Source organism: Pseudomonas sp. CFII64 (genome assembly GCF_000416235.1).
Lineage (GTDB): Bacteria > Pseudomonadota > Gammaproteobacteria > Pseudomonadales > Pseudomonadaceae > Aquipseudomonas.
This window is the reverse complement of record NZ_ATLO01000004.1, coordinates 114,092-129,645: the sequence shown is the minus strand read 5'-3', so window position 1 is coordinate 129,645 and position 15,554 is coordinate 114,092. Positions and strand designations below refer to the sequence as shown.

Below are 15,554 nucleotides of genomic sequence, written 5' to 3'. Positions count from 1 at the left end.
TGCATATGCGCCATGAAACCCACGATTTGCTGGCTCCGCTGCCGGGCACCGCGCGACAGATCCACAGCTTTCACTACGGACCGCAGAACGGCGCCTGCAAGATCTATATCCAGGCCTCGCTGCATGCCGACGAACTGCCCGGCATGCTGCTCGCCTGGTATCTGAAGCAGCGCTTGAGCGAGCTGGAAAACGCCGGCTTGCTGCTGGGTGAAATCGTCATTGTGCCGGTGGCCAATCCAGTCGGGCTGGAACAGATCCTGATGGATATTCCGCTGGGTCGCTATGAACTGGAGAGCGGACAGAACTTCAACCGCTGGTTTGTGGATCTCGGCCTGGAAGTGGGCGATGCCGTCGAGGCTCAGCTCAACGACGACCCGCAGCACAATGTCCAACTGATCCGCCGCAGCCTGCGCGACGCGCTGGAAGCGCAAGTTGCCAGCACGCAATTGCAATCCCAGCGATTGACCCTGCAACGGCTGGCCTGCGATGCCGACATGGTCCTGGACCTGCATTGCGATTTCGAAGCCGTCGAGCATCTGTACACCACGCCCGAAGCCTGGCCACAGGTTGAGGCGCTGTCGCGGTATCTCGGCGCCCAGGCCAGCCTGCTGGCAACCGATTCGGGCGGCCAATCGTTTGATGAGTGTTTCACGCTGGTCTGGTGGCAATTGCAGCAACGCTTCGGCAATCGCTTCGAGATCCCGATGGGCAGCTTTTCGGTAACCCTCGAACTGCGCGGCCAGGGCGACGTCAATCACGCCCTGGCCAGCCGCGACTGTCAGGCGTTGATCAGTTACCTCAGTCATTTCGGCGCGATTGCCTGCGAGGCGACCCCGCCACCGGAATTGCTCTATCCAGCCACGCCGCTGGCAGCAGTGGAACCAGTGGCGACGCCAGTGGGCGGCTTGCTGGTGTTCTGCACCCAGCCGGGGGAATACGTTGAGGCCGGGCAATTGATCGCCGAGATCATCGACCCGATCAGCGACCTCGTCACCCCCATCCATACCCTTAATTCCGGTTTGCTCTACGCCCGTTCGTTACGACGCATGGCGACTGCCGGAATGGTCATCGCTCACGTTGCAGGCACCGAAGCCTACCGCAGCGGTTACCTACTTTCTCCTTAAGGACTGCCCGTCATGTACAAACTGACCATTGATGGCCTGCATAAAAGCTACGGCGATCATGAAGTGCTCAAAGGCGTTTCGCTCAAGGCCAGCACCGGCGACGTGATTTGCCTGATCGGCGCCAGCGGTTCGGGCAAGAGCACGTTTCTGCGCTGCATCAATTTCCTCGAACAGCCCAACGACGGCGCGATGACCCTGGACGGTCAACCCGTACGCATGGTCAGCGACGCCGGCGGCATGCGCGTCGCCGATCCCGATGAGTTGCAACGCATTCGCACGCGTCTGGCCATGGTGTTCCAGCATTTCAATCTGTGGGCACACATGACGGTTCTGGAAAACATCACCATGGCGCCACGCCGGGTGCTGGGTGTTTCCAAAGTCGAAGCCGAAGCGCGCGCCCGCAAGTACCTGGACAAAGTCGGTCTGCCCGCCCGTGTTGCCGGCCAGTACCCGGCCTTTCTTTCCGGCGGCCAGCAACAGCGCGTGGCCATCGCCCGGGCGCTGGCGATGGAGCCGGAAATCATGCTCTTCGACGAACCCACGTCTGCACTGGACCCGGAACTGGTGGGCGAAGTGCTCAAGGTGATACAGGGCCTGGCTGAAGAAGGCCGCACCATGATCATGGTCACCCACGAAATGAGCTTCGCCCGCAAAGTCGCGAGCCAGGTGGTGTTTCTGCACCAAGGCCAGATTGAAGAATCCGGCCACCCGGAAGAAGTCCTGGGCAATCCGAAAAGCGAGCGTTTGCAACAGTTCTTGAGCGGGAATTTGAAGTAGATCGTTAATTCGACGACATGCAAAACCATCGTAGGAGCGGATTTATCCGCGTAGGCATTTTTTCAGGCGCGTAGATGCATCGGCGGGACTGACGCCTTCCCGGATGAATCCGGTCCTACCGAGCCATACACGTCCGGTAGGAGGGGACTTGTCCCCGATTGGCCAGCAAGCAACCCTGATCCGTCTGACCCACCTCGATTGCCTGAACCAACGTTTCCCGGACAAGTCCGGTCCTACCGAGCCACACACGTCCGGTAGGAGGGGACTTGTCCCCGATTGGCCAGCAAGCAACCCTGATCCGTCTGACCCACCTCGATTGCCTGAACCAACGTTTCCCGGACAAGTCCGGTCCTACCGAGCCACACACGTCCGGTAGGAGGGGACTTGTCCCCGATTGGCCAGCAAGCAACCCTGATCCGTCTGACCCACCTCGATTGCCTGAACCAACGTTTCCCGGACAAGTCCGGTCCTACCGAGCCACACACGTCCGGTAGGAGGGGACTTGTCCCCGATTGGCCAGCAGAGCAACCGTAATCCGCCTGATCCACCTCGATTGCCCGAACCAACGCTTCCCGGACAAGTCCGGTCCTACCGAAGCAATATCCTGATGAAGATCGCCGTAAAACTAATCCCCACGCGCCGCTGTCTCTGATTTACCCCATTCAGAGCACGCGGTGCGCATGAGCAGACCCAACGATTTCGCTCAGCGATGGTTTTCGGCGCGCGACTGGAAGCCTTTTCCTTTCCAGAAAGAAGTCTGGTCGGCCGTCAAACGAGGCGAGTCCGGGCTTCTGCACGCCAGCACCGGCTCCGGCAAAACCTACGCGGTGTGGTTTGCCGCGCTGAACTGCTTTGCCCAAGCCAATAAAGCCTTGCTGGATGACAAACCGCGCAAACGCAAACCACCGGCCGCGCCGCTGAGCGTGCTGTGGATAACCCCGATGCGCGCCCTCGCCGCCGACACGGCACGCGCACTCGAAGCGCCATTGCAGGATCTCGACATCCCCTGGAGCGTCGGCCTGCGCACCGGCGATACCAGCAGCAGCGAACGGGCCAGACAAGGTCGACGCCTGCCTTCCGCCTTGATCACCACCCCGGAAAGCCTGACCTTGCTGCTCACGCGCGCCGACGCGCTGCGCACGTTGTCGACACTGAAGATGGTGGTCGTTGACGAATGGCATGAGCTGATCGGCAACAAGCGTGGCGTGCAGCTGCAATTGGCCCTTGCCCGCTTGCGTCGGTGGAATCCGCAACTGATCGTGTGGGGCGTTTCCGCGACCCTGGGCAATCAAGACCATGCGCAGCAGGTGTTGCTGGGCGACGGCGGGGTCAGCGTGCAAGGCAAGATCAACAAAGAGTTGCGGGTCGATACGCTGCTGCCCCCGGCCATCGAACGTTTTCCGTGGGCCGGGCACATGGGCCTGCGGATGTTGCCGCAAGTGCTGGCCGAGGTGGACAGCAGCGCCAGTTGCCTGCTGTTCACCAATACCCGGGCGCAGTCGGAAGTCTGGTATCAGGCACTGCTCGAAGCACGACCTGACTGGGCGGGTTTGATTGCCTTGCACCATGGCTCGTTGTCCCGGGAGGTGCGCGACTGGGTCGAGCGCGCCTTGAAAGAAGGACAGCTTAAAGCAGTTGTGTGTACCTCCAGCCTCGACCTTGGCGTGGATTTCCTGCCCGTCGAGCGAGTCTTGCAAATCGGCTCGGCCAAAGGCGTGGCGCGTCTGATGCAGCGCGCCGGTCGTTCCGGGCATGCGCCGGGGCGGCCATCTCGCGTCACGCTGGTGCCCACGCATAGCCTTGAACTGGTCGAAGCCGCAGCGGCGCACGACGCGATAGCTGCGCGAATGATCGAGCCTCGGCAATCGCCGCACAAACCGCTGGATGTGCTGGTGCAGCATGTAGTCAGCATGGCTTTGGGCGGCGGCTTCCTGCCCGAGGAACTGCTCGCCGAGGTGCGCAGCGCCTGGGCCTACCGCGAGCTGACCAACGAGGAATGGCAGTGGGCGCTGGCCTTTGTGCGCCATGGCGGCCACTCGCTGACCGCTTATCCGGATTATCGACGCGTCGAGCCGGACGAGCACGGCATCTGGCGCGTGCCGGATGCGCGACTGGCGCGTCGGCACCGCATGAGCGTCGGCACCATCGTCAGTGATGCCAGCATCAACGTGAAATATTGGTCCAAAGGCGGTGGCGGCGGATCGCTGGGCAGCGTTGAAGAAGGCTTCATCGCCCGTCTTAAACCCGGTGATGGCTTCTTGTTCGGCGGTCGCCTGCTGGAATTGGTGCGGGTCGAGAACATGACCGCTTATGTGAAACGCGCCACCCGCAAGAAGGCCGCCGTGCCGCGCTGGAATGGCGGACGGATGCCGCTTTCCAACGAACTGGCTGACGCGGTGGTCGCCAAATTCGATGCCGCTGCCCGTGGCGAGTTTATCAGCCCGGAAATGCAGGCCGTCAAACCGCTGCTGGAGGTTCAGCGGCACTGGTCGGGCTTGCCGCAGCAACACTCGTTGCTCGCCGAAGTGCTCAAGTCCCGGGAAGGCTGGCATCTGTTTCTCTACCCGTTTGCCGGGCGACATGTGCATTTGGGGTTGGCGAGCCTGCTGGCCTGGCGCCTGAGCCGGGATACGCCGCTGACCTTTTCTATTGCGGTCAACGATTACGGTTTTGAACTGCTCAGCGCCACGCCAATCGACTGGGCAGAGCAGTTGAGCAAAGATCTGTTTTCTGAAAATCATCTGATGGCCGACATCATCGCCAGCCTGAATGCCGGAGAGCTGGCACTGCGCCGCTTCCGGGAAATCGCCCGGATCGCCGGGCTGGTGTTTTTCGGTTATCCAGGCGCACCCAAGAGCAATCGCCAGCTGCAAGCTTCCAGCGGGCTGTTCTTTGAAGTGTTCAAACAATACGACGCCAGCAATCTGCTGCTGACTCAGGCCGAGGAGGAAGTCTTGCGCCAGGAACTGGACGTGGAACGGCTCGAACAAACCCTGCAACGCATTAATCAGCGCACGCTTGACGTACACGTCATCAAACGTGCCACGCCGCTGGCGTTTCCACTGCTGGTGGAGCGCATGCGCGAAAGCCTGAGCTCGGAAAAACTCGCCGACCGTATCGCCCGCATGGTGCGCGATCTTGAGAAGGCCGCCGGACCAGAGGCGAACGTATGAAGCCGTACCTTGCGATCAATCTGGCCGGTGCCGAGCTGTGGTTACTGGCCGACAAAGCGATCTACTACCCGGAACACCGCGCGCTGTTGATCGCCGATGTGCATTTCGGCAAGGCGGCAGCCTATCGAAAACTGGGCCAACCGGTGCCACACGGCACCACTCAAGGCAACCTTGAGCGGCTTGATCGACTGCTGACTGCTTATGATTGCGACAGGCTGATCTTTCTCGGCGACTTCCTGCATGCGCCTGAATCCCACGCGGCAACCACGCTGAACGCGCTGGGTGAGTGGCGCAGGGCGCGCCCTGAGCTGCGCATGACGCTGATCCGCGGCAACCACGACAGACGCGCGGGCGATCCACCTGAAAGTCTTGCAATCGAAGTCGTTACCGAGCCGCTCCTGCTGGGTCCGTTCGCCCTTCAGCATGAGCCCGATCCACACACGACGCATCATGTGCTGGCCGGGCATGTGCATCCGGTTTATCGCTTGCAGGGCCGGGGACGACAAAGTCTGCGACTGGCCTGCTTTTATGTGGGCGAAACGGTCAGTCTGCTACCCGCCTTCGGTGGATTTACCGGCGGCTTCGCCATTGAAAAAACCCCTGACACGCAAGTATACGTCGTCGGCGATGGCGCGGTGTGGGCGGCAGGATAGCTGCTTGCTGAATCGTTTCAACTCAGCCTGTTTCAGCCAGTTTCGTGACCGATCAGCCACGACTCTGCCGGCCAGTGAATGCGCCAGCAGAAACATGAGGGGATTCAGACGACCGGGGCTGGTGGTGGCTCGTCCGGAACAGTCGGGCTGCCCGGTTCAGTCGGCTCCGGGATTTCTCCCGGCCCATCAGGGCCTGGCTGGCCGGGAATACCGCCAACCATGTTGAATTGTGGATGCGCTAGTAACGACCAGGCGAGTAGACCGACTTGATTTGCATGCGGGTCAACCCCTTGGGGACTGGGCTTCGTTTCTATCTTCATAAGGGCACTCCTGAGCGTTGGCCCCACTCGCATGACGCGAGGGGAAACAGTTCAGCTCAATAGAGTGCCGAAATGAAGACTAATTCAATTCGCGCAGGATCAACGGTAACAAATACACCGAAGCTTAGGCGCGCGGCAGGGTAACGCCACGCTGGCCCTGATATTTGCCGCCGCGATCCTTATAGGAAATCTCACATTCCTCGTCGGATTCCAGAAACAGCATCTGCGCCACACCTTCATTGGCGTAGATCTTTGCCGGCAACGTCGTGGTGTTGGAGAATTCCAGAGTCACGTGGCCTTCCCACTCAGGCTCCAGCGGCGTGACGTTGACGATGATGCCGCAGCGCGCGTAGGTGCTTTTTCCCAGACAGATGGTCAGCACATTACGCGGAATACGGAAATATTCGACGGTGCGCGCCAGGGCAAAGGAGTTCGGCGGGATGATGCAGACGTCGCTGGTCACGTCGACAAAGCTTTTTTCATCGAAATTCTTCGGATCGACGGTCGCCGAGTTGATATTGGTGAATACCTTGAATTCGGCAGCGCAACGCACGTCGTAGCCGTAGCTGGAAACGCCGTAAGAGATCAGCCGGTCGGCACCCTCGCCGCGCATCTGACGCTCCACGAAAGGCTCGATCATGCCGTGTTCCTGCGCCATGCGGCGAATCCACTTGTCCGATTTGATGCTCATGGCGGTGTCCTGAATAGCGAGGTGAAAAAGATGTCCGGCATCTTACCGGGCCGGGGCGTCGGGTTCAAAGACTGTGGGCATGATGCAGGTCATGCTTTGGACACGAATAGAAATATTCCTGCACAGAGTGTTGGCACACTCAAAAAAAAGCGTTAAGGTGGCGTCACTGTGTTGCTTGTGTCACTGAGAATCTCTACACGATGTTGAATTTCGATCCAACCATCTCCAAGAATTTTTCCTGCTCTTTGCACTCAGTCTCGGCCAGGGCATTTCCTGAGTCGCAGTTAACTTTGTCCAAGGAGATACACCATGTCTAATCGCCAAACTGGTACCGTTAAGTGGTTCAACGATGAAAAAGGCTTCGGCTTCATCACTCCACAATCGGGTGACGACCTGTTCGTTCACTTCAAAGCTATCCAATCCGACGGCTTCAAAAGCCTGAAAGAAGGCCAACAGGTTTCTTTCATCGCTACCCGCGGTCAGAAAGGCATGCAAGCTGAAGAAGTTCAAGTTATCTAACTTGTACTGAATCGCTTAAAAAGAACCCCGCCAAAAGCGGGGTTTTTTTATGCCTGCGTTTTTTGCCACGCCGATGGCAAGAAATTCGCAGGACCGGCTTTAGCCGGAAGGCGGCATCTCTTTCCAAGCAGGCACCCACTCCCGGCTAAAGCCGGTCCTACGCTGCAATCCCGAGCAAAGCCTCCCTAATCAGTCGTCGCTGACCGAAATATTCGGCATCGCCGGGCTTTGTGCTTCCTGCAGCACGATCCGCGCGCCAACGTGCCGCGCCAGTTCCTGATAGACCATCGCAATCTGGCTTTCCGGCTCGGCAATGACCGTTGGCTTGCCGCCATCAGCCTGTTCGCGAATCAACATCGACAGCGGCAATGAAGCCAGCAGCTCGACGTTGTATTGACTGGCCAGCTTCTCGCCACCGCCCTCGCCAAACAAATGCTCAGCATGGCCACAGTTCGAGCAGATGTGTACCGCCATGTTCTCGACGACGCCGAGGACCGGAATATTCACCTTGCGGAACATCTCCACGCCCTTCTTGGCATCCAGCAACGCCAGATCCTGCGGGGTCGTGACGATCACTGCGCCAGCGACCGGGACTTTCTGGGCCAGGGTCAACTGGATATCGCCGGTGCCAGGCGGCATGTCGATGACCAGATAATCCAGGTCATTCCACGCGGTCTGGGTAATCAGCTGCAATAAAGCGCCGGAGACCATCGGACCGCGCCACACCATCGGCGTGTTGTCATCGGTCAGGAACGCCATGGACATGACTTCGATGCCATGGGATTCGATGGGCACGAACCACTTCTGATCCTTGATCTTCGGCCGGGTGCCTTCGGCGATGCCAAACATCACGCCCTGGCTTGGCCCGTAGATATCGGCGTCGAGAATCCCGACCCGCGCGCCTTCCCGAGACAGCGCCAGGGCCAGATTGGCAGCGGTCGTGGATTTGCCGACCCCGCCTTTGCCCGACGCCACGGCGACGATATTTTTGACATTGGCCAGGCCGGGGATTTGCCCCTGGGCCTTGTGCGCGGCGATGACCGTGCTGATCTCGACCTTGGCCGACGTCACGCCATCCAGGCCTTCGATGGCAATTTGCAGCATCTGCGCCCAGCCATTCTTGAACAGGCCGGCGGCGTAACCCAGTTCCAGCTGGACGTTGACGCGCTCACCCTGAATGTCGATGGCGCGCACGCAACCGGCAGTGACCGGGTCTTGATTCAAATAGGGATCGGTATATTGGCGAAGAACGGCTTCCACCGCTGCGCGATTTACAGCGCTCATGGGCTACTCCCGAATAAAGGCAGACTAAAACAGGCGGCTATCCTACCCCTTCTATAGATCGGCAGCATGGTTTCGCTCCGCATGCCAGAAGACTCCTACGTCTGCGCGGGGTGAAAAAAATTGCCCGGACCTTTATAGTGGTCGACCTCCGTTTCACTTCAAGTAGCCGAGCCCCATGTCCGAGCCACGCAAGATCCTCGTCACCAGCGCCCTGCCCTATGCCAATGGTTCCATCCACCTTGGCCACATGCTTGAGTACATCCAGACTGATATGTGGGTGCGCTTCCAGAAGCATCGCGGCAATCAGTGTATTTATGTCTGCGCGGACGACGCCCACGGCTCGGCAATCATGTTGCGCGCCGAAAAGGAAGGCATCACCCCGGAACAGTTGATCGACAACGTCAAAGCCGAGCACAGCGCCGACTTCAACGATTTCCTGGTCGATTTCGATAATTTCCACTCGACGCACTCGGACGAAAACCGCGAGCTGTCGAGCATGATCTACAAGCGCCTGCGCGATGCCGGGCATATCGCGACGCGCTCGATCACCCAGTATTTCGACCCGGAAAAAAAGATGTTCCTGGCCGATCGCTTCATCAAGGGCACCTGCCCGAAATGCGGCACTGAGGATCAGTACGGCGACAATTGCGAAAAATGCGGCGCCACTTATGCGCCGACCGACCTGAAGAATCCGCGCTCGGCGATCTCCGGCGCGATCCCGGTCCTGAAGGAATCCAAGCATTTCTTCTTCGATCTGCCTGCGTTCGACGCCATGCTGAAAAGCTGGACCCGCAGCGGCTCCTTGCAGGATGCCGTGGCCAACAAGATCGCCGAATGGCTGGATGCCGGCTTGCAGCAGTGGGACATCTCCCGCGACGCACCGTACTTCGGCTTTGAAATTCCGGATGAGCCGGGCAAGTACTTCTATGTCTGGCTGGATGCGCCTATCGGCTACATGGCCAGCTTCAAGAACCTGTGCGCGCGCCGTCCGGACCTGGACTTCGATGCGTACTGGGCCAAGGATTCCACGACCGAGCTTTACCATTTCATCGGCAAGGACATCGTCAACTTCCACGCCCTGTTCTGGCCGGCGATGCTTGAAGGTGCCGGCCTGCGCAAGCCAACCGGCATCAATGTGCACGGTTACGTCACGGTAAACGGGCAGAAAATGTCCAAGTCCCGTGGCACCTTCATCAAGGCCCGGACCTATCTGGAACATCTGTCGCCGGAATACCTGCGTTATTACTACGCAGCCAAACTGGGTAAAGGTGTCGACGATCTGGACCTCAACCTCGAAGATTTCGTGCAGAAGGTCAACTCGGACCTGATCGGCAAAGTCGTCAACATTGCCAGTCGTTGCGCAGGCTTCATTCATAAAGGCAACGCGGGCGTGCTGGTGGCCGGCAATCCGGAGCCCGAGTTGACCGATGCGTTCCTGAGCGCTGCGCCGGGTATCGCCGAAGCTTACGAAGCCCGTGACTTCGCCCGCGCCATGCGTGAAATCATGGGCCTGGCCGACCGCGCCAATGCCTATATCGCTGAAAAGGCGCCATGGTCGCTGGCCAAGCAGGAAGGCAAGCAGGATGAAGTCCAGGCCGTCTGTGCGCTGGGCGTCAATCTGTTCCGGCAACTGGTGATTTTCCTCAAGCCGGTGCTGCCGTTGCTGGCCGCCGATGCGGAAAAATTCCTCAATGTTCCGCCGCTGACCTGGGACGACCACCAGACGCTGCTGAGCAATCATCAGCTCAACCCGTTCCAGGCCCTGATGACCCGCATCGATCCGGCGAAAGTCGAAGCCATGACTGCCGCCTCGAAAGAAGACCTGACCACCAGCGCTGCCGAAACCGATGCCGCACCGGCAGGCAATGGCGAGCTGACCAAGGAGCCGCTGGCTGCGGAAATCGAGTTCGATGCCTTTGCCGCCGTTGATTTGCGGGTTGCCTTGATCCTCAAGGCTGAACACGTGGAAGGTGCCGACAAACTGCTGCGCCTGACGCTGGATATCGGTGACGAGCAACGCAACGTGTTCTCGGGCATCAAGAGCGCGTACCCGAACCCTTCCGAACTGGAAGGTCGCCTGACCATGATGATCGCCAACCTGAAGCCGCGCAAAATGCGTTTCGGCCTATCGGAAGGCATGGTGATGGCAGCGGGCCCTGGCGGCGAAGAAATCTACTTGCTCAGCCCTGACAGCGGCGCAAAGCCGGGGCAGCGTATCAAGTAAGTTTGCACAACCTGGGTAGGACCGGACTTGTCCGGGAAAGCATCGGCTGGGCTGATGCCTTCGGGGACAAGTCCTCTCCTACAAGGTTTTGCGGCAGCGCCCAACGAAACGAACCGGTTTCTTGCCAGATACTGTCTACCCTTTAGAAAGGCTCTTCAGCCTGTTCGCACATCCGGCAAGCACATGACCGACTTCATCCTTATCTTCATCAGCGCCGCGCTGGTCAACAACTTCGTGTTACAGCAACCGATTGCTGTCGATCCAGTATTGGCCGCCTCCGTGCAGACGACCAATACCCGTGCTCGCGTGCATGCGCTGGGCATCGCCACACTCAGCCTGATGCTTGTAAGCAGTCTGGTTGGCCAAGGGATTTACCGGTACGTCTTGCTGCCCTGGGGCTTTGGTTTTTTGTCGCTGTTCGTGTTCCTGCCTACCGTTGTGTTGCTGATCGGTCCAACGTTGCAGACCCTGGGCCGACTGTTTCCACGCTTGCCACTGGACGGCATGCATCGGCTGCTGATCGGCAACGCCGGTGTACTCGGCCTGATGGTACTGGGCAGCGAGCCGGACAAAGGATGGATCCATACCGTCGCGTTAAGTCTGGGAGGCGGATTGGGATTCTGGCTGGTCTTGAGCCTGTTCGACGACCTGACCGGACGCCTGCGACAGCAACTCATTCCCGCACCCTTTCAGGGGCTGCCCATCCAGCTGATTGGCGCGGGCCTGATGGGGCTGGCCTTTCTTGGCTTCAGCGGACTGGGCAAACCATGACTCTCATTCAACGCATCGATGCGCTGCTGCCGCAAACCCAATGTGGCAAATGCGGCCATCCAGGCTGCAAGCCCTATGCGCAGGGCATCGTCGACGGCGAAGCCATCAATAAATGCCCGCCGGGGGGCGAAGAAACCATCGAAGCCCTCGCACAACTGCTCAGAGTGCCGATTCTGGCGCTGGACGCCGAACGTGGCTTGGCCCCGCCGCAGGTTGCGTTCATCCGCGAGGCCGAATGCATCGGCTGCACCAAGTGCATTCAGGCCTGCCCGGTGGATGCAATTCTTGGCGCGGCAAAGATGATGCACACCGTCATCGTTGACGAATGCACGGGCTGCGATCTGTGTGTGGCGCCGTGCCCGGTGGATTGCATCGATATGCTTCCCCTGCCGCTCACGGGGGTAATCCCGATTGTCGGCGGTCTTGCGGTGACCGAGGGGCAAACCTGGGCCCGGACGCGCAAACGCAATCACGCGCGCCATCGCTTCGAAGCCCGCAACGCTCGCCTGCGCCACGAAGAGCAACAGCGTCACGCGGAGCGGCTGGCCCGCGCGCAAAAGCCCGCATCGCCGCCAGACACCCTTGAGAGCCCGTTGCAGTCTGCAATCGAGCGTCTACGCACGCAAAAACTGGCAACAAACGAAGATGCGCTGAAAAAAGCGCGCAGTACCCTGGCCATGAGCCGGGCGCAGCTGAACAAATCCCTCAAGGCTTTCGGTCATCCGCCCATCGCCGAGCAGGCTGCGCAGTTGGTGGCGATGCAAAAAGAGTTCGAAGCCGCCGAGCAAGCGCTGGCGAGCCTGCAAGATCAGGCACCCGTGCTGGCACAAACGCCGCTAGCCCCGCGCGATGACAGCGGCCTGAAACGGGCCAAGATCCAATTGGCCATGGCCCGCGCCGCCTTCAACAAGGCCCTGTCAGCTCAAGCCCCTGCCGAGCAACTGGCGATCTTGCAAACAGCACTTCACACAGCCGAGTTGGCGCTTGATTCGGCAATGCAGCCCTCTTCTGCCTTGATGGATACTCGTGCAAACGCCTGATAACGCCATTCACCTGGAACAGGTGAATGAGCGCCTGCAAAAAACCATGCTGTGGGTGCTGATTGCGACGTTGCCGGGGGCATTGACCCTCTTCTGGATCTTCGGCTGGGGCGTATTGATCACCTGGCTGATAGCGGCGGGTGCAGCGCTGCTGGTGGAAGCCGCCGTGCTCGCCCTGCGCGGGCAAGCGCTGCTGCCGACACTCAGTGATTACAGCGCGCTGGTCAGTGCAACCCTGCTGGCGCTGGCGCTGCCGCCCTATTCCCCTTGGTGGGTAACGGCGCTGGCCAGCGGATTTGCCCTGCTGTTTGGCAAGCATCTGTATGGCGGCATCGGCACTAACCCCTTCAATCCGGCGATGCTGGGCTATGCCTTCGTACTGGTTTCGTTCCCCCAACAGATGAACCACTGGCCCGCGACGCACGGCCTGAGTCTGATGGGTGGCCTGCAGCACATATTCGGCCTCGACCTCAGCGGCCTGTCAAACCCGGATGCCTGGTCCCAGGCAACCGCACTCGACGTACTTCGCATCAACAAGAGTTTGACCGTCGACGAACTGTTCGCGCGCAGTCCGGCATTCGGCAGCCTGGGCGGGCGCGGCGTGGAATGGGTCAACCTCGCTTTCCTCGCCGGCGGGGCGCTGCTGCTGCAACGCCGCCTGATCAGTTGGCACGCGCCGGTTGGCATGCTCGGCAGCCTGTTCGTGATCAGCCTGCTGTGCTGGAACGGTTCCGGCTCGGACTCCAACGGTTCGCCGCTGTTTCACTGGCTCACCGGCGCGACGATGCTCGGTGCGTTTTTCATTGTCACCGAGCCGGTTTCCGGGCCGGACAACCCCAGGGCGCGCCTGCTCTTCGGCGTCGGCGTCGGCCTGATTATCTATGTCATTCGCACCTGGGGCGCTTATCCGGACGGCGTTGCATTTGCGGTATTGCTGATGAACCTCGCCGTCCCGGCACTGGAGCGCCTGACCGCATTGCCAGCCACGCCCGGTGCACAGTCGTGAAGCCGCTCTCCAGACCTCTTGCCGGGCTACTGCTCGTTGTCGTCATATGCCTGGGCGTCGGCGTCACGCTGGTGCTTGAAAAAACCGCTGCGCCGGCCATCCAGGCGAGTCGGGATACGCTACGCAACCAAGTGTTACTCGGCGTCATTCCTGCGCAAAGCTATGACAATCAACCGCTGCAACAGCCCTTGGCGTTGCCCGGTCGCCCGCCAGATTCCGCCGTACTCGAAGGTTTCCTGGCAACACTGGAAAGTCGCCCTGTCGCGATCATTTTTCACAGTCGCGGCCAAGGTTACGCAGGGCCGATGGAACTGCTGATTGGCGTATCGGTGGATGGCAGGCTCAGTGGCATCAAGGTGCTGAGCCACGCCGAAACAGTCGGTCTTGGCGGGCGGATAGTTTCCGAACCGCAGTGGCTCAATGGTTTTCTCGGCAAATCTTTGACCGACCCGGATGATGCAGGCTGGAAACTGAAACAGGACGGCGGGACCTTCGATCAAATCGCTGGCGCGACCCTCACGTCGCGCGGTGCCATCGACGCAATCCGCGAGACATTGCGCTACTTCGATACCGAGAAAACCCGCTTGCTGCCCAACCTGACAGGAGAACGGCCTTGAACCCCGGCAATCGCCCCGTTCTGTTCGTGCTGATGGGGCCCCTGAGCCTGGCGCCTTTGATCGGCGTTACTGACTCGCTGGTTAAAACCATGGGATTTCTTCTGGTGCTGGGATCGGTCGGGTTGCTGCACCTGGCTTTGGACAAGGTCGTCGCGCCGCTACTGCACTCAACAATCAGGTTGCTGATCGGCGCCACAATCGCCGCCACCTTGGTCACTCTCGCCGGCCTGCTGTTGCAAGTGCACGCCCTTGAGTTGTATCAAGCGCTGGGCATTTACCTGCCGCTCATCGGGGTTCAGTGTCTGCTGTTATCAAATACCGAAACTGATCCGCACCGCAGCGCCCGGAGCTTTCTACGTCTGACCGGTTTCTACGGCGCGACATTCATGTTGCTCGCAGCGGTTCGAGAGCTACTGGGTCAAGCCTCGTTGTTGAGCAATGCGCAATGGTTGTTTGGCAGCAGCGCATCGAGATGGCAGATTGACCTATTTTCGTCAGTGTCCGGCCTTCATCTTGCGATACTTGCTCCGGGAGGCTTTATCGTTCTGGGCCTCATGCTCGCAGTGGCAAACGCGCTAAAGCGGCGCGCCAAAGAAACCAGCATCTAACGAGGCACTGGCCTCCAGGGAAACACTCCGTACATGAATGCCGCGAAACGCCTGGAAATTTTCCGCCGACTTCACGAAGACAACCCGGACCCAAAAACCGAACTGGCCTACACCTCGCCGTTCGAGCTGTTGATTTCGGTGATTTTGTCAGCACAGGCCACGGACGTGAGCGTCAACAAGGCCACGGCCCGCCTCTACCCGGTTGCCAACACACCGCAGGCGATATACGACCTGGGTGTTGAAGGCTTGTCCGAGTACATCAAGACTATCGGCCTCTACAACAGCAAAGCCAAAAACGTCATAGAAACCTGCCGAATGCTCGTGGAGCTGCACGGCGGCCAGGTGCCCGAAACCCGTGAAGCGCTGGAAGCCTTGCCGGGCGTGGGTCGCAAGACCGCCAATGTGGTGCTCAATACTGCATTCCGCCAGATTGCAATGGCGGTGGATACGCACATTTTTCGCGTCAGCAATCGAACGGGCATCGCACCCGGCAAGAATGTGGTCGAAGTCGAGAAGCAGTTGATGAAGTTCGTACCAAAAAATTATCTGCTGGACGCCCACCATTGGTTGATCCTGCATGGCCGCTATGTTTGCCAGGCACGCAAGCCTCGCTGCGGCAGTTGTCGAATCGAAGACCTGTGCGATTACAAATACAAAACGTCGGACGATTGAGCGATGGGGGTTTTAGCGCCTGATCGATTGAAAAAATCTTTTTTACCCGCCTTCGCTTTGTCGCTATAAGGTGCG

Annotated in this window: 15 protein-coding genes; 12 read left to right on the top strand and 3 right to left on the bottom strand. The window is 59.6% G+C overall.

What is annotated here, in order from left to right; translation table 11 throughout:
• Positions 1–5 precede the first annotated feature (5 nt).
• The 4 genes from CFII64_RS01435 (at position 6) to pdeM (ending at position 5,727) form a co-directional block, all read left to right on the top strand.
• On the top strand, positions 6–1,124 hold the full coding sequence (locus tag CFII64_RS01435; RefSeq protein WP_020288961.1) for a succinylglutamate desuccinylase/aspartoacylase family protein: 1,119 nt from the start codon (positions 6–8) through the stop codon (positions 1,122–1,124).
• 12 nt (positions 1,125–1,136) lie between these two features.
• Positions 1,137–1,901 carry an ABC transporter ATP-binding protein gene (locus CFII64_RS01430; protein WP_020288960.1) on the top strand — a complete coding sequence of 255 codons (765 nt, stop codon included), beginning with the start codon at positions 1,137–1,139 and terminating at the stop codon, positions 1,899–1,901.
• A gap of 680 nt (positions 1,902–2,581) precedes the next feature.
• Positions 2,582–5,074: a ligase-associated DNA damage response DEXH box helicase gene (locus tag CFII64_RS01425; RefSeq protein WP_020288959.1), complete on the top strand. Its 2,493-nt coding sequence runs from the start codon at positions 2,582–2,584 to the stop codon at positions 5,072–5,074.
• A complete protein-coding gene (pdeM, locus tag CFII64_RS01420) occupies positions 5,071–5,727 on the top strand; it encodes a ligase-associated DNA damage response endonuclease PdeM (RefSeq protein WP_020288958.1) in 657 nt (218 codons plus the stop codon). Before CFII64_RS01425 ends, pdeM begins: the two co-directional genes overlap by 4 nt.
• A gap of 104 nt (positions 5,728–5,831) precedes the next feature.
• On the opposite strand, the gene CFII64_RS01415 is transcribed toward pdeM, so the two are convergent.
• Together CFII64_RS01415 and dcd are read right to left on the bottom strand one after the other, a co-directional pair.
• Complete coding sequence (locus tag CFII64_RS01415; RefSeq protein WP_044901081.1) at positions 5,832–6,047, bottom strand: hypothetical protein; 216 nt, start codon at positions 6,045–6,047, stop codon at positions 5,832–5,834.
• 124 nt (positions 6,048–6,171) lie between these two features.
• A complete protein-coding gene (dcd, locus tag CFII64_RS01410) occupies positions 6,172–6,738 on the bottom strand; it encodes a dCTP deaminase (protein ID WP_020288957.1) in 567 nt (188 codons plus the stop codon).
• A gap of 309 nt (positions 6,739–7,047) precedes the next feature.
• On the opposite strand from dcd, the gene CFII64_RS01405 reads away from it, so the two are divergent.
• Positions 7,048–7,257, top strand: coding sequence for a cold-shock protein (locus CFII64_RS01405; protein ID WP_002554837.1), 210 nt, complete (start codon positions 7,048–7,050; stop codon positions 7,255–7,257).
• A 189-nt stretch (positions 7,258–7,446) separates the two neighbouring features.
• Here the strand turns inward: CFII64_RS01405 and apbC are convergent, their stop codons facing one another.
• Positions 7,447–8,541 (bottom strand): iron-sulfur cluster carrier protein ApbC, encoded by a 1,095-nt coding sequence (apbC, locus tag CFII64_RS01400; RefSeq protein ID WP_020288956.1) that lies wholly within the window; start codon positions 8,539–8,541, stop codon positions 7,447–7,449.
• 175 nt (positions 8,542–8,716) lie between these two features.
• Here apbC and metG point away from each other — a divergent pair, with 175 nt between their 5' ends.
• From metG to nth, 7 genes are all read left to right on the top strand, one after another.
• Positions 8,717–10,765 (top strand): methionine--tRNA ligase, encoded by a 2,049-nt coding sequence (metG, locus tag CFII64_RS01395; RefSeq protein ID WP_020288955.1) that lies wholly within the window; start codon positions 8,717–8,719, stop codon positions 10,763–10,765.
• A 183-nt stretch (positions 10,766–10,948) separates the two neighbouring features.
• Entirely contained in the window at positions 10,949–11,536 is a 588-nt protein-coding gene (locus CFII64_RS01390) for an Rnf-Nqr domain containing protein (protein ID WP_020288954.1), read from the top strand.
• Positions 11,533–12,576, top strand: a complete 1,044-nt coding sequence (gene rsxB / locus CFII64_RS01385; protein ID WP_020288953.1) for an electron transport complex subunit RsxB — start codon at positions 11,533–11,535, stop codon at positions 12,574–12,576. Before CFII64_RS01390 ends, rsxB begins: the two co-directional genes overlap by 4 nt.
• On the top strand, positions 12,563–13,582 hold the full coding sequence (locus CFII64_RS01380) for an RnfABCDGE type electron transport complex subunit D (RefSeq protein WP_020288952.1): 1,020 nt from the start codon (positions 12,563–12,565) through the stop codon (positions 13,580–13,582). Before rsxB ends, CFII64_RS01380 begins: the two co-directional genes overlap by 14 nt.
• Positions 13,579–14,199: an RnfABCDGE type electron transport complex subunit G gene (locus tag CFII64_RS01375; RefSeq protein ID WP_020288951.1), complete on the top strand. Its 621-nt coding sequence runs from the start codon at positions 13,579–13,581 to the stop codon at positions 14,197–14,199. The genes CFII64_RS01380 and CFII64_RS01375 overlap by 4 nt, the downstream gene beginning before the upstream one ends.
• The gene (locus CFII64_RS01370) at positions 14,196–14,807 is read left to right on the top strand and encodes an Rnf-Nqr domain containing protein (protein WP_020288950.1); all 612 of its coding nucleotides are present in this window, start codon (positions 14,196–14,198) and stop codon (positions 14,805–14,807) included. Before CFII64_RS01375 ends, CFII64_RS01370 begins: the two co-directional genes overlap by 4 nt.
• Before the next feature lie 33 nt (positions 14,808–14,840).
• Positions 14,841–15,479: an endonuclease III gene (gene nth, locus CFII64_RS01365; protein WP_020288949.1), complete on the top strand. Its 639-nt coding sequence runs from the start codon at positions 14,841–14,843 to the stop codon at positions 15,477–15,479.
• Positions 15,480–15,554 lie beyond the last annotated feature (75 nt).

Bases quoted from the DNA above. Each gene is read 5' to 3' on its own strand.
- CFII64_RS01435 (WP_020288961.1), top strand. From the start codon at position 6: ATGCGCCATGAAACCCACGATTTGCTGGCTCCGCTGCCGGGCACCGCG.
- CFII64_RS01430 (WP_020288960.1), top strand. From the start codon at position 1,137: ATGTACAAACTGACCATTGATGGCCTGCATAAAAGCTACGGCGATCAT.
- CFII64_RS01425 (WP_020288959.1), top strand. From the start codon at position 2,582: ATGAGCAGACCCAACGATTTCGCTCAGCGATGGTTTTCGGCGCGCGAC.
- pdeM (WP_020288958.1), top strand. From the start codon at position 5,071: ATGAAGCCGTACCTTGCGATCAATCTGGCCGGTGCCGAGCTGTGGTTA.
- CFII64_RS01415 (WP_044901081.1), bottom strand. From the start codon at position 6,047: ATGAAGATAGAAACGAAGCCCAGTCCCCAAGGGGTTGACCCGCATGCA.
- dcd (WP_020288957.1), bottom strand. From the start codon at position 6,738: ATGAGCATCAAATCGGACAAGTGGATTCGCCGCATGGCGCAGGAACAC.
- CFII64_RS01405 (WP_002554837.1), top strand. From the start codon at position 7,048: ATGTCTAATCGCCAAACTGGTACCGTTAAGTGGTTCAACGATGAAAAA.
- apbC (WP_020288956.1), bottom strand. From the start codon at position 8,541: ATGAGCGCTGTAAATCGCGCAGCGGTGGAAGCCGTTCTTCGCCAATAT.
- metG (WP_020288955.1), top strand. From the start codon at position 8,717: ATGTCCGAGCCACGCAAGATCCTCGTCACCAGCGCCCTGCCCTATGCC.
- CFII64_RS01390 (WP_020288954.1), top strand. From the start codon at position 10,949: ATGACCGACTTCATCCTTATCTTCATCAGCGCCGCGCTGGTCAACAAC.
- rsxB (WP_020288953.1), top strand. From the start codon at position 11,533: ATGACTCTCATTCAACGCATCGATGCGCTGCTGCCGCAAACCCAATGT.
- nth (WP_020288949.1), top strand. From the start codon at position 14,841: ATGAATGCCGCGAAACGCCTGGAAATTTTCCGCCGACTTCACGAAGAC.